9 protein-coding genes are annotated in these 14,542 nt (G+C 43.5%); 3 read left to right on the plus strand and 6 right to left on the minus strand.

The features are described from left to right. Positions 1–54: 54 nt before the first annotated feature. On the minus strand, positions 55–1,527 hold the full coding sequence (gene ubiD / locus L1D50_RS03725) for a 4-hydroxy-3-polyprenylbenzoate decarboxylase (RefSeq protein ID WP_128725216.1): 1,473 nt from the start codon (positions 1,525–1,527) through the stop codon (positions 55–57). A gap of 316 nt (positions 1,528–1,843) precedes the next feature. Between ubiD and L1D50_RS03730 the strand changes: the two genes are divergently transcribed. Continuing rightward, complete coding sequence (locus L1D50_RS03730) at positions 1,844–4,456, plus strand: GGDEF and EAL domain-containing protein (protein WP_128725217.1); 2,613 nt, start codon at positions 1,844–1,846, stop codon at positions 4,454–4,456. Here L1D50_RS03730 and L1D50_RS03735 read toward each other — a convergent pair. Together L1D50_RS03735 and L1D50_RS03740 are read right to left on the minus strand one after the other, a co-directional pair. Further along, positions 4,453–5,223 (minus strand): tetratricopeptide repeat protein, encoded by a 771-nt coding sequence (locus tag L1D50_RS03735; RefSeq protein WP_239965550.1) that lies wholly within the window; start codon positions 5,221–5,223, stop codon positions 4,453–4,455. The two genes, L1D50_RS03730 and L1D50_RS03735, sit on opposite strands and share 4 nt — an antisense overlap. An 89-nt stretch (positions 5,224–5,312) precedes the next feature. Next, the gene (locus L1D50_RS03740) at positions 5,313–6,707 is read right to left on the minus strand and encodes a M20/M25/M40 family metallo-hydrolase (protein WP_239965551.1); all 1,395 of its coding nucleotides are present in this window, start codon (positions 6,705–6,707) and stop codon (positions 5,313–5,315) included. Positions 6,708–6,898: 191 nt separating this feature from the next. On the opposite strand from L1D50_RS03740, the gene dbpA reads away from it, so the two are divergent. Further along, positions 6,899–8,281: an ATP-dependent RNA helicase DbpA gene (gene dbpA / locus L1D50_RS03745; RefSeq protein ID WP_138524655.1), complete on the plus strand. Its 1,383-nt coding sequence runs from the start codon at positions 6,899–6,901 to the stop codon at positions 8,279–8,281. Here dbpA and L1D50_RS03750 read toward each other — a convergent pair. Beyond that, a complete protein-coding gene (locus L1D50_RS03750) occupies positions 8,270–8,854 on the minus strand; it encodes a DNA-J related domain-containing protein (RefSeq protein ID WP_128725221.1) in 585 nt (194 codons plus the stop codon). The two genes, dbpA and L1D50_RS03750, sit on opposite strands and share 12 nt — an antisense overlap. Positions 8,855–8,925: 71 nt before the next feature. On the opposite strand from L1D50_RS03750, the gene L1D50_RS03755 reads away from it, so the two are divergent. Further along, positions 8,926–11,760, plus strand: a complete 2,835-nt coding sequence (locus L1D50_RS03755; protein WP_138524659.1) for an ATP-binding protein — start codon at positions 8,926–8,928, stop codon at positions 11,758–11,760. On the opposite strand, the gene L1D50_RS03760 is transcribed toward L1D50_RS03755, so the two are convergent. Together L1D50_RS03760 and rho are read right to left on the minus strand one after the other, a co-directional pair. After that, positions 11,757–13,019 carry a methyl-accepting chemotaxis protein gene (locus L1D50_RS03760; protein WP_128725223.1) on the minus strand — a complete coding sequence of 421 codons (1,263 nt, stop codon included), beginning with the start codon at positions 13,017–13,019 and terminating at the stop codon, positions 11,757–11,759. The two genes, L1D50_RS03755 and L1D50_RS03760, sit on opposite strands and share 4 nt — an antisense overlap. A 137-nt stretch (positions 13,020–13,156) precedes the next feature. Continuing rightward, positions 13,157–14,416: a transcription termination factor Rho gene (gene rho / locus L1D50_RS03765; RefSeq protein ID WP_010604247.1), complete on the minus strand. Its 1,260-nt coding sequence runs from the start codon at positions 14,414–14,416 to the stop codon at positions 13,157–13,159. Between the last annotated feature and the right edge of the window lie 126 nt (positions 14,417–14,542).

Raw genomic sequence — 14,542 nt, forward strand, 5'->3', positions numbered from 1 at the left:
GCTAAAGTCTGTGCACTCTAGCATAGCTGAGTGCACAATGTTAGATGATATATGTCATTTGATGGTGATCCCTAGGGTATCCCAAATTTCGTCAACGCGTTGTTTAACCTCGGGATCCATAACGATAGGCTCGCCCCATTCACGGTCGGTCTCACCCGGCCATTTGTTGGTTGCGTCCATACCCATTTTAGAACCAAGGCCGGATACAGGGGAAGCAAAATCGAGGTAATCGATAGGCGTGCTTTCAACTAAGGTGGTGTCTCTCGCAGGATCCATACGTGTCGTTATCGCCCAAATCACATCATTCCAATCGCGAGCATTCACATCATCATCACAAACAATGACAAACTTGGTGTACATAAATTGTCTAAGGAAAGACCATACGCCCATCATCACGCGTTTAGCATGCCCCGGATACTGCTTTTTCATGGTGACGACCGCCATGCGGTATGAGCAGCCTTCTGGTGGAAGGTAAAAATCGACGATTTCTGGAAATTGCTTTTGTAAAATCGGCACGAATACTTCGTTGAGGGCAACACCAAGAATAGCTGGCTCATCAGGCGGACGGCCCGTATAGGTGCTGTGATAAATTGGATCCTTGCGATGGGTTATATGGGTGACTGTCATCACAGGAAAGTCGTCAACTTCATTGTAGTAGCCGGTATGATCGCCATATGGACCTTCTGGCGCGAGCTCGCCCGGTTGAATATATCCTTCTAAGACGATTTCGGCACTCGCTGGTACTTGAAGTTCATTCGAGATAGATTTAACGACCTGCGTCTTACTACCACGTAGTAGACCTGCAAATGCGTATTCGCTCAAGGTATCTGGAACCGGAGTTACCGCACCTAAAATCGTCGCCGGATCAGCGCCAAGTGCAACAGATACCGGATACGGTTCGCCCGGATGCTCTTTGCACCACTCCTGAAAATCAAGCGCGCCGCCGCGATGTGATAACCAGCGCATAATAATTTTGTTTTTACCTAACAACTGCTGACGATAAATCCCTAGGTTCTGACGCTTTTTATAAGGACCTTTGGTTACCGTCAGCCCCCATGTGATTAAAGGTGCGGCATCACCAGGCCAGCAATGTTGAATAGGTAGTGTAGTGAGATCGACCTCATCGCCGCTCAATACGATTTCTTGGCATGGGGCTTTTTTCACTTCTTTGGCAGGCATATTCAACACTTGTTTGAATACCGGTAGTTGGCCAATGGCTTCTTTAATTCCCTTCGGTGGATCGGGTTCTTTTAAAAAAGCGAGTAACTTGCCGACTTCTCTTAGTTCACTGACATCGCTTTGTCCCATCCCCATTGCAACGCGCTTTGGTGTGCCAAATAGGTTAGCCAGTACTGGAATGTCATAACCTACAGGGTTTTCAAATAGGATAGCGGGTCCACCTGCTCGCAGCGTTCGGTCTGCAATTTCTGTCATTTCTAGTTTGGTGGAAATGGGCTGCTTGACACGAACAAGTTCTCCTTGCTTTTCAAGCTGGGTTATAAAATCTCGTAAGTCTTGGTATTTCATCGGCGCACTATGAGTTGAGTTTGGCCTAGTATATCAACTAGGCATATTTTTCCTAGCTGTACGGATGGGGTGGTGAAAAGGTTTAGTTATTCACTTTTGCGTCTACACTATTGCGAAATAGGCTACACTTTCAGAACTTATCCGCTTGTCAGTGCACCAGAGCAAGTGTATAAATTGTTATAAAAAGATGTGTGTGTTGAGTTGTTTTGATATGAAACAAGCAAAAATCGACTTTCGATGTAGCTCACATACCCTTTGCGCTATAGTCGCCGCGGTTGCATAAAACGATATCCTGAGGGGTCTGAGTTTGAAGTTGATGTCAAAATTGCTCGGGGGGCTGCTATTGCTGTTTTGTATGTCAGCACCAGCTAACGAGTTACCATATTATACTTTTTCTAATCACAGTGCGGTGATGTTGATCATCGAACCCACGTCTGGAAAAATTTTAGATGCCAATAAGGCTGCCGCCGCATTTTATGGATACAGCGAGGCGGCTTTAGAGTCAAAGGCCATACAGGATATCAACTTATTTACCGCCGAACAGGTTGCTAATGAGCGCCAGGCAGCACTAAATGAGGGCCGTAATTATTTTATCTTCCAGCATCAGACGGCGGGCGGTAACGTGAAAACGGTAAGTGTGCACTCGACGCCGTTTGAAAATAGTGATGGTAAACCTAGGTTACTTTCCATCATCCAAGATATGAGCGAGCAGCGTAAGTTGCAGCAAGATCTCTGGCATTACCAAGCAAATCTTGAACAACAAGTCTTGTTACAGACTGAAAAAATCAAACAAGCCAATATGGTGCAGGTCATTTTGTTAACGGCTGTGATAGCTGTTTTGATCCTGTTTATGGCAGTATTGATGACCATGTTGGTAAGGCTTAGACGTTCAAACCAGCGCGCACAAGCTCAAGGCGCGAAACTCAGTGCTATTTTTGATTGTATGACCGCATACTTGGTGTTTACCGATGAAACACACCATATTGAAGCCGTGAATGGAACTGTATTAAAGGATTTTGATAGCTTAGAAGCGTTAAGATCAAAATCTATTTATACCTTATTTGATGTTCTCGATAGTGAAAAGTTGCTAGCGGAAGGAACGCTTGAGTGCCAACTTGATGCGCGTTTTGGCTATTGTAATGTTCGAGTTTCGTGTGCCCCCGTAGTCAGTGAAACGCAAGCTAAGCTTGGCTTCATTTATGTTATTCAAGACATCACAGAAGAGCTTGAGAATGAGCGAGAGCAGCGTTTAGCAAGCACGGTATTTGCGACAACCACAGAAGGCGTGTTGGTCTCCAACAAGCATAATCAAATCCAAATGGTAAATCGCGCGTTTAGCGAGATCACAGGCTATGGTATGGAGGAAGTGATAGGTGAAACACCAGCCTTACTGAATTCAGGGCGTCATGATGAGCGATTTTTCAATACGCTATATGATGATTTGATTAACAGAGGCCATTGGGAAGGAGAAATTTGGAACAAGCGCAAAAATGGTGAAATCTATCCAAGTTGGTTGCAGGTGTCAGCTGTGTTTAATGAGGCTCGGGAAATTGATATGTATGTTGCGCTATTTAGCGACATTACCTCGAGAAAACGCAACGAACAGTTGATGTGGCAACAAGCCAACTTTGATAGCTTGACGGGCCTTGCAAACCGCCATCATTATCACGTTAAGTTTGATTTAGCATTGAAGCGAGCAGCTCAGCTAGAAGAACGCTTTGCGATTTGTTTTATCGATCTTGACCGCTTTAAAGCAGTAAATGATACGCTTGGGCACCATATTGGTGATTTACTACTCAAAGAGGCTGCAAACCGTATTAATGAGTGCGTGCGAAGCTCTGATACCGTTGCAAGATTAGGTGGGGACGAGTTTGCGTTACTGCTACAAGATATCAGCTCTATCAGTGATTTAGAGCTGGTTGCGACTAAGATTTTACGCGCGTTAGCCAACCCTTTTCATTTGGAAGGGCACGAAGCTTATGTCTCTGGTAGTATGGGGATCACTTTCTATCCAGATGATGGAACCGATCGTAAAGTGTTGCTACGTAACGCAGACAGTGCAATGTATAAAGCGAAGGAGCATGGTCGTGACTGCTTTCAATTTTATACCTCTGCGATGCATCAACATGCCAAAGCGCGTAGCGTCTTAGAAAGTGCCTTGCATAAAGCACTATCAAATCGTGAATTGTCACTGGTATACCAGCCTATTTTTTCACAGCTTGGCAACGGCGACCTCGTTGGCTGTGAGGTATTGTTACGATGGAAAAGTGAATTGCTGGGCCATGTTTCACCCGACCAGTTTATCCCTGTCTGCGAGGAGTTGGGTCTTATCTTACCGATTGGGGAGTGGGTGCTTTATCATGCTTGCTCTCAAGTTAAAGCTTGGCAAGACAGCTATGGTAGACCCTTATTCATTGCGGTTAACGTCTCTAGTATTCAGTTCAAACGCCAAGATATGGTCGAAGTAGTAAGAAAAGTGCTTAGAGATACCAAACTGGAAGCAAAACACCTGACATTAGAAATCACGGAGTCGGTACTGGTTGAAAACTCAGACAAAATATTGTCGCAATTAAAAGCATTAAGAGAGATGGGCGTGGAATTGGCGATTGACGATTTTGGCACTGGGTACTCGTCGTTAAGTTATCTCAAGCGCTTCCCGCTTTCTAAATTAAAAATTGATAGAACCTTTATTCGTGACTTACCTGAAGATGAAGAAGACAAAGCGCTCGTCAGTGCGATAATCCTGATGGCGCACAAGTTGAATTTAAAAGTGATTGCGGAAGGGGTTGAAACCCCATCGCAGTCGATGTTCTTAAAAAGCTTGCTCTGTGATATGACGCAAGGCTATTTTCACTCTAAGCCCGTGGCACAACAAGAGTTTGAAGCAAACGTTTTAACCATGCAGTATCACAAACAAAGCCACAGTTAACAGGGGTGATCTTGGCATAACTTAGCCAGAGCCGTTTGTGCTTTATAATTACCTTGCTCTGCGGCAAGTTTAAGCCAGTGGATAGCTTTTTTAATGTCTTTTTCACCGCCTTCACCGTCACGTAGCATTGTTGCGTAGTTATATTGCGCCCACGAATTGCCGGTTTTAGCCGCTGCTGCAAATCCCATTTTTGCTTCTTCAAAATCTCCTTGGCTGTAAGCGCGAATTGCTTCTTGGTTCTGTGCTGAGATATTAGGTCCGTTATACAGTGGCTTCGGCTTTTTAAACCTTTGTCTAACAACGCCGCCCAGCACATGGATCCCTACGGGTCTGTAGACGGAAACAATCATTTCATCGTCAAGTAAGTCTAATAGGTTGTCTTTTTCTAATGTCAGTCTTTGTGGCTTAAAATAATGATCGGTCATTAGCATGCTGACACGTATATCTCTGGTGATGTTACGCATCGTACGATAAGTGTAGGCACTTTCTTTCACTTCAATGTTTTCGTCTGTCAGTTCAGTAATTTGTAATACCTGAAAAGCGGGTTCATAGACTTGCTCTGTGTTTTTACCAGCATCAAAAATAATCAGGTCGTCGATTTGTGGAGACGCTAAATACGTTTTATAACTGGCGACTTGTTGTTGGTGTTGGTTAAAAAAGTAAAGTGCAATAGTGACCACAATCAGTGCCGACACGGCAACTTTATATTTACTGATAAAGTTGAATATTGTGTCGTAATAGGAAAAGAGTACGCTTTTGATTTCCATATTCTAATAATTAGTCATGTATGGGTATGTCTAAAGTAGGCAACTTGAGTGTAGGGGACAAGTATACTTGTCCCCATAAATGTAAGATTTTATTTCCCAGCCATTTTCGTTTTAGCATCGGCAGCCATTAAGGCAAATACGGCGTACGCTGCAGTGTTTTGCTTTAACTTTGCCGGATCGACTTTATCAAGTGTATCATCAGCTGTGTGGTGATAATCAAAATAGTCCGTGCCATCTTGATGTAACGCGAAGATTGGCGCTGATGTAGTATTTTTAAGCGGAATTAAGTCGGGGCCACCATGTGCGCTATTTTTACCAATATAAGTAACACCGAGAGGTGCCAACTGTTTAGCAATCTCACGCACGACTGGTAAAGAAGCTGCATTTACGTTTGACTCAAACGCATAGACTACATCTGCACCAAAGTCGGACTCTGACGCGGCCACAATGCGGTCTAATTCTGCCTGATGCTTTTTAAAATAAGCTTTTGCGCCCCAAAGACCCAGCTCTTCTGCTGCAAATAGGACTACGCGAACACTGCGTTTAGGGCGTTTTACGTCGGCAATATGTTTAGCTGCTGCCATCGTTAATGCAACACCAGCGCCATCATCAAGTGCCCCAGTACCCAGATCCCAAGAGTCTAAGTGACCACCAATCAAGACATACTGCTCTGGAAATTCAGTACCCGTGAATTCGCCGATGACGTTGTAACTGGTTCCTTCACCTAAGTCCTCGGTTTGAATATTTAGCGCGACTTTAACGGTATGACCGGAGTTGATAAGGCGTGCTAGCTGATCCGCATCTGGGTTCGCAACTGCAGTAGACGGGATCTTTGTCACTCCCGCTTTATAGTGACTGCCGCCAGTGTGCGCGAAGCGGTGATGGCTGGTGCTGACTGAGCGCATCATATAAGCGATAGCGCCTTTTTTTGCCGCTTCTACGGCGCCGCTATTACGAGCTCTTACCGCAGGTCCATAGCCATTACCATCAATGTCGCGGTTCATGCGGTAATTAATAAAAGCTATTTTACCTTTTAAGCTATTGTCTGGCGCGGCAATCAGCTCATCGAGAGTTTCAAATAAAACTACCTCACCACTTAGCCCATCTTTTGGTGTGCTGACGCTGTTACCGAGTGCCGTAAGGTGTAGCGGTTGTTCGCTCGGTATCAGTATTTTTGCAGACTCATGGTAGCGGCGCCATTCAGGAAAGGTCGCTTCCTCAAGCCAGACTTTGTCAAATCCCAATTGCTCAAGTTGTTTCTGTGCCCAAGCTACCGCTTTTTTATCATTTTCGGTACCCGGTAAGCGTGGGCCTACTTCTGTGGTGAGGGATTCTAGTAATTGCCAACTTAGGTTGCTGTGGCTTGCCGCTTCTCTGACTTGTTTAACTTGTTCTAATTGTTGTGTAGTAAATTCTTCGGCTTGCAGTGCTGTACTCAAACCTGCGCTTAATAAACCAAATGCCAATAGTGATTTAAACTTCATGATAATCCTTGGTAAAAATGGAGTTACCGAGAGATTAAAGCATAAATTTTGATGTAAGTCCGTGTATTGCGATGAGGATAATTCATCCACAATCTAGGGGCGCTTTATCTTGGAATAATAGAGTAAAGCGGTTAGCGAATTTACACATTTGGTATAAAATACGCGATTAAGATAGCGAATAGGAAAGCACTGTGTCGATCACTTCATTTTCTCAATTACCTCTAAACCAAGCGCTTGCTCAGCGCCTTGTAGATCTTAACTACGTGGTGCCAACGGCAGTACAGTCTGCGAGTTTAGCACTGGCGTTGACTGGACAAGATTTAGTCGTGAAAGGGAAAACTGGATCTGGCAAAACACTGGTGTTCTCACTTGCGCTGCTGAATAAGCTGCAGCCCGAGTGCAATGAAGTTCAGGCTTTGGTGTTATGTCCAACGAGAGAGTTGGCTGATCAAGTCGCACAAGAGATCAGAAAAGTTGCGGCTCTAATTAATAACGTCAAAGTGCAAACACTCTGCGGAGGAATGCCAATTGAACCTCAAACACGGGCGTTGCAACATGGTGCGCATATTGTTGTTGGTACACCTGGTCGGGTTGAAGAGCATGTTTTTAATGGCTCACTCATGCTAACTGAAACGCAGACTGTGGTATTCGACGAAGCTGATCAGATGCTGGATATGGGCTTTACTGAAACGCTAGAAAGCATTTTAGTGTATGTGGCTGAAGTTCGACAAACACTAATGTTTAGTGCGACTTACCCAGACAAGATCATGAAACTGGCTAAGCAATATATGCGTGAGCCAGAGTTTGTTGAAGCGAAAGAAGAACAAGCACACCACAGCATTAAGCAAACCTTTTATAAATTAGACAACAATAAAATGCGCTTTAACGCACTGAGAGTGCTGTTAATGCAGCACCAGCCGCAAAGCTGTATCGTTTTTTGTAATACCAAAGCTGAGACTAAGCGACTATTCGAAGAATTACGCCAGACCGGACTTGCTTGTGTCGAGTTACATGGCGATTTAGATCAAGGTGAGCGTGAGTGGTCATTGCTCACTTTTGCCAATAAGAGTGCCAATATTTTAGTTGCCACTGACGTTGCTGCTCGAGGGCTCGACGTTGAGGAAGTTGAGCTTGTGGTTAACTATCATTTGGCGCTTGAGCCGCAGACGCATATTCACCGTGTTGGTCGCACGGGTCGGGGTGAGCACAAAGGTATCGCAGTATCTCTTTATGGAGAAAAAGAAGCCTTCAAAATAAAACAGTTAGCGGAAATATATGGTCAAGAGCTAAAACATGGCACGTTGCCGGGTCATTCACTACTCGAAAAGCCAGCCTACAAGTCGAACATGGTGACCCTCATGATTGAAGGTGGAAAGCAGCAAAAGCTCCGCAAAGGAGATATCGTAGGTAGTTTGACGGGTGAAGAGGGGATTAGCTTTAAGCAAATTGGTAAGATCAATATTTATGACGTGCAAACATTCGTGGCGGTAAAACGCGAGGCAGTAAAGCCTGCACTACGTAAGCTTAACAATAGTAAGATTAAAAATAAGCGTTATAAAGCCTTACGTGCTTAAGGTCTGTTTAAGTATCTCATACTCATTCATCAAGCGTTTGAAAGTCTCCTCATCACCTGATTTATCTGGGTGATGAGTCAGAGCCAGTTTTCTCCAACATTGGCTTAACACCCTGCGATCATAACTGTTAGGCAGTCGCCAGCGTGTTTTAATCGCGTTTAATTCGTCAGCCTTGATATCAATTTGCCGGCGAGCGCCATTGAATGCAAAGTGCTGCCAAAAGTTATCCAACAGAGCACTCACTTCTTCACCACTGGTTTCGTAATGCTGCCAGTCTAAGTAGTAACTTCTGAGTGGATCATCTAATGCTAATTGATGCTCACCAGAATGTGGTGACAGATAAATATTGAGTGCTTCAACATGCAGGTATTGGCCTTCGGCGAATACCTCTTGCTGAAGTTGATAAAGAGCATTCATGATCAAGAAGTTACGCTTGAAGAGGTTTTTATTTTCATCTTCATCAAGGCGAGGCAGTTGCTGTTGCTCCATCAGGGCGGCGGCAATAGTGTGCACTTTTAAAGATTGATTTTGACAAATTAATCTAAAAATAACATCTGTTAGCGGATTGAACATTGTCGGCTCTTTAGTCTTGGTGTATCTTCACACTACCACGCAGACTAAATGATAGGCAACGGAGAGCAAGAATGAAATTATGGGGGCAACAAAAGCCATGGTCTGTGATTGTTTGTTGTCTGTTTCTTTCAAGTTCCTTTTGCGCCGACGCTGCGTTAAACAGTATTACATTTGCTGAACGTGTTGCGGAGGTAAAGCAAACCTCTGATTGGCAACAACAAAAGATCCTTGGAGCTGAGTTACTTGGTGAGCAAGGACTGGAAAAGGCTAGCAGAATTGATCTTTTGCTTAGCCTCGGTAAGTCTGCTTATCAACAGAATCATTTCAAAGATGCACTTACCTTTCTTAATCAGCTAGAACAGCTAACGCAACAGAATACATTGAGTGACAACCATTTTAATGCGGTAAAAGTCCAAGGTATTTGCTATTTTTATCTAGGCCATTATCAGCAGGCTATAGATTTTTATTCACGGGCATTGGCGTTGGCCAAGCAACGTAACGTCCCGATAGAAGTGGCGAATTTATATAGCAACTTAGGACTAGCCTACTTTAATAGCTTTACGCTCGATTTGGCATTGCAAAATTTTCTAAAAGCGGATGAGTTATATCAAGAGTTTGGTAATGCTCAAGATCATGCTGATATCCTTTTGAACATATCAGGTGTTTATATCCGTCAAGCTGCTTACGAAAAAGCGGAAGAGATGCTCCATGATGCGCTAAGCGCATTCGTCGAGTTAAACGATGAATATGGTGCGGCGCTGGCCCAAGCTGACCTTGGGGTGCTGTACACGGAGACTAAGCGTCCAGCGCTTGCTAAAGCTTCTTATCAAGCGGCAATTGCTTATTATGAAACCCAGAATGATGTTCGTCATCTATCATTTGAATATGGTAACCTTGCTTTATTAAGTTATTCACAAAACCAATTAGAACTTGCCGAAAAAGAAGCAAACTTCGCGCTCTACTATGCCGAAAAGTCACAAAACCCTGCCAACCTTATGGAAGCTCAGTTTATCTTGGCAAAGATTTTCTTTGCGCAAGGCAGACTGGATGAAGCTTTGACTAATGCAGAGCATAGTTTAGCTGCAAGTCGAATAATGCATGAACAAAAGAGAGAGCGAAAGGCGCTTGGTTTGCTTGCCCTAATCGAAGCTGCACAAGGTAATATTAAGCGTGCAAGGGAGTATGACTCGCAAAATCAGGAAGCGCAAAACCGCATGATGAATGATGATATGCTCAAGCGTATGAATGACTATCGTGCTAAATATGAGGCCAGTGAGCTGACTCGTGAAGTTGAGATACTCAAGCAAGAGCAAAAGTTACAGTTATTAAAAGAAGAACAGCGCAGTCAGTTACAGTTGTTGGGTGTTGTCATTGGGATATTAACTTTGCTAACCGCCTTCGCCTTGTATCGACGCAAGGTCGAACAAAGAGCAAAACTGGAGTTGAGTCAAAAAGTCGCACTTAGAACATCCGAACTTCAACAAAAGGCGGATGAATTAAAGGCGGCTAACCGAGTTAAAAGCCAGTTTTTGGCAAATATGAGCCATGAAATACGAACGCCACTGACAACGGTGTTGGGTCATGCGGAAGACCTCCTAGTCGAACAAGACTTAAATGAGCAGGTGCAAGCGTCGGTTAAAACTATTTATAATCAGGGGCTACATTTAAGGGATCTGGTCAACGATATTCTTGACCTTAGCAGGATAGAAGCTGAGCGTTTAGAGCTTGAATCCACAGAGTTTGCGGTTAGCAGCTTGCTTGCCGACTTATGCGATATGTTCCAACAAAACATCCAGAGTAAGCAATTAGAATTCATCGTGAGTTCTCAAGTCAGATCAAATGCCTATGTTCGCCTCGATTACATCCGAGTAAAACAAATACTGATAAATCTGCTCAGTAATGCCTTGAAGTTTACAGAAAAAGGCAGGATTGAATTAGCTGTATCTGAGACGCATCATGGCTTGTTGTTCACCGTTGAAGACACAGGTATCGGCATGAGTGAGCAACAGATTGGGCGAATATTTGAGAACTTTCAACAGGCCGACAACAGTATCACGAGGCGCTTTGGTGGGTCAGGATTGGGGCTAAGTCTATCTAGTCAATTGGCGCATATGATGAATGGTGAAATCAACGTACAAAGTGCCGTCGATCAAGGCAGCGTATTTTCCTTTAGTGTGCCTTGTACGGTATATCTCAACACCGAAAATGCTGAAGTTCAAATTCCACAATTAAAACAGCCACAGCTGTCGGGAAGTGTTCTGGTTGTTGAAGACCATCCTGAAAATCGTCAATTGTTTTCACGTATGATAGAGCGTACTGGTGCGACGGTATGCGTAGCCGAAAATGGTGCAAGGGCAGTCGAACAGTGTCTGAGTGATTTTCCAGATTTAGTTTTGATGGACATTCAAATGCCTGGGATGGATGGTGTCGAGGCGCTGAGAATTATTCGTTCAGCAGGTTATATGGGGCCAATTTATGCGCTCACGGCAAATGTGCTGACAGAAGAAGTCAAATCATATATTGATTCAGGATTCAATGGACATATTGGTAAGCCGATTAATAAAAATGAATTATTAGGGGTCTTGAATACACATTTAACTCTTGAGTCTGAAGGAAAGCCATATGAGCTTAAGATCGATTTATCGGATTTGCGAGATAGCTTTTCAAATACCTTTGAGCAAGAGCGTTACTTATTAATTGACGCTTGGCAAAACAAAGACTTGGCTACACTTCAGAGTACATGCCATAAACTTGCTGGAGCTGCTTCAATGTTTGAATTTCCAGAACTTGCAAACATCGCAATAGAGTTTGAAAAAGTGCTAAAGCAGGGTTGTGAAGAGCAATTCCAATCTTTGTTTTTGGCGTTGTGCGATCAACTAAAATCTCAAGAGTCTTTGGCCTCTTAAAAGAGCTCTATATCGTCGGAGTCATCCACCTTCAAATTGTCAGGTTGCGTATCATCACTGATAGATATTCGGGAGCTATCTTTTCTGGTATCTAGTTCCGGTGTGTAGTCAGCGATTTTAAAAATAGACAGCTTTTCATGAATGCTTTGTGATAGGGCAATGAGATCACGATTGGACACAGCTTGTATTTTCGTACTCGATAGGGCATCAGAGTTTAGATGAACCATTGACTCTATGCTCTCTTGAGCTGCGTCAGAAGCTTGTTTTTGCTCCCCAACTTGCTGATGAATATCATGAGACATTTGGTTGATAGAGAGCATCGAGTTTTCTATTTCATCAACTTCTTTTGTAGAAGCTTCGCTTAATTTTACTGTGTTATCTGTTTCTTCTAGCGCCGCTTGCATCAGCGCATAAACAGAATCAGTACCGGATTGTATTTTTCTAATAACCTGACTTACTTCTTTGGTTGATTGACTCGTTCGTGCTGCCAGATTACGCACCTCGTCGGCAACAACGGCGAAGCCTCGGCCAAGCTCTCCTGCTCGTGCGGCCTCAATTGCAGCATTCAGCGCCAGTAAGTTGGTTTGTTCCGCAATACCGTTAATCACTTCAAGTACTGAGCTAATCTCATTGCTGTCGGTTTTGAGGAGTTCTATTTGTTTACTGGTTTTTTTGATGTTATCCGCAAGTGTAAGCAGACTTTCTTGGCTTTTATCGGTGTCTAATCGGGTTTGTTTCACCGCCGTTGTAGCATTCTCTACCGATGCGTAGATCTGCTCTAAACTAGTATCCAGGCGCGCAGAAATCTCCAACATAGACTGTATTGAAGTCGCTAAGTATTCACCGTGAGTATGCTGTAGCGTCGCTTTTTGTGTCATGGATGCATAAGTATCTCTTAAGCTATCTGCCATAGGGTGAAGCCGCGAAGAGGAGGAGTAGACTTCGCTAATGATGTGTTCGATGACAGCAAAGCAATCATTCATTAGTAGGCAGGATTTAGAGATATTTTTATCTTGTTCGTTAAAGCGGTAGGTAAGGTCTACCCCACTGTCGGTGATAAAGTTTCGAACGAGATGTTCCATATGTTTTTCTGCAGAGGAAGCGCTTTTAAAACATATGAATTGCAATAACGCTCCTAGTGTTAATGTACCAGCTGCAGCAGCTATCTTAATCGCATCTGAGGAAATAAAAGTAATTGCAAGTGTTACAGAAGCCAAGTTAAACAGTGTGACAGCGGCAATAATACGACTCGGCTTCATGTTACGTCCCTTGGTTCATTATTCAAATCTAGTTTAATTTTATTAGGTAGGTATAGAACAAAAACAGGTAGTTGGCGAACCTGAAATGCAAAAAGCCAGCATAAGCTGGCTTTTCAATAACTAGACTCTAAGTCTACTTACTTACGACGCATTGAGTCGAAAAACTCATCGTTTGTTTTGCTCATGGAAAGCTTATCAATAAGGAATTCCATCGCATCGATTTCACTCATTTCATGCACAATCTTACGCAAGATCCACATCTTTTGAAGCTCATCAGTCTTCGTCAGCAGTTCTTCACGACGAGTGCCTGAGCGGTTGAAGTCGATAGCTGGGAATACACGTTTCTCCGCGATCTTACGGTTTAGGTGTAGTTCCATGTTACCCGTACCTTTAAACTCTTCGTAGATAACTTCATCCATCTTAGAGCCGGTATCGATAAGTGCTGTTGCAATGATGGTTAAGCTTCCGCCTTCCTCAACATTACGTGCGGCACCAAAGAAACGCTTTGGTTTGTGAAGAGCATTGGCATCAACACCACCGGTTAGTACTTTACCTGATGAAGGAATAACCGTGTTATATGCTCGGGCAAGACGTGTAATTGAGTCAAGTAGAATGATGACATCCTTCTTATGTTCAACTAAGCGTTTTGCTTTTTCGATAACCATTTCTGCTACCTGAACGTGGCGGTTGGCTGGTTCATCAAACGTAGAGGCAATAACTTCACCTTGAACAAGGCGCTGCATCTCAGTTACTTCTTCTGGACGTTCATCGATGAGTAGTACCATCAATGTTGCATCTGGGTTGTTGTATGTGATGGACTGAGCAATGTTTTGTAGCAACATTGTCTTACCTGCTTTTGGCGGTGCAACGATAAGTGCACGCTGACCTTTACCAATTGGAGAAGCAAGGTCCAGTACTCGAGCGGTAATATCTTCTGTACTACCATTTCCTCGTTCCATCACCATACGCTCATTAGCATGAATAGGCGTTAAGTTTTCGAATAGGATTTTGGTACGTGAGTTTTCTGGCTTATCGAAGTTAACTTCATTAACTTTCAATAATGCAAAATATCTTTCGCCATCTTTTGGTGGTCTGATTAAACCACTGATGGTATCACCGGTACGCAGGCTGAAACGTCTAATCTGGCTCGGGGAAACATAAATATCATCAGGACCAGCTAGGTAAGATGCTTCTGAAGAACGTAAAAAGCCGAAGCCATCTTGTAAAATTTCTAAAACACCGCCGCCGTATATATTTTCGCCGCTTTTCGCGTGCGCTTTCAAAATAGCAAAGATAATATCTTGTTTTCTTAAACGAGCTACGTTTTCAAGTCCCATGGACTCAGCAAGTTTTACAAGTTCATTGATTGACTTGTCTTTTAATTCGCGTAAATGCATATTGGTGGGTTCTTTATTACAGTTGTCATTCTCGTTAGTTTCACGAGAGAGGTTGATTTGATAAAGCTTAAAGGTTTGTGGCTTTATAAGTTAGCAGCTAGGCGTCGGGTCGTCCAGTGTTTATAC

The organism is Pseudoalteromonas sp. Isolate6, from assembly GCF_022398435.1.
GTDB lineage: Bacteria > Pseudomonadota > Gammaproteobacteria > Enterobacterales > Alteromonadaceae > Pseudoalteromonas > Pseudoalteromonas galatheae.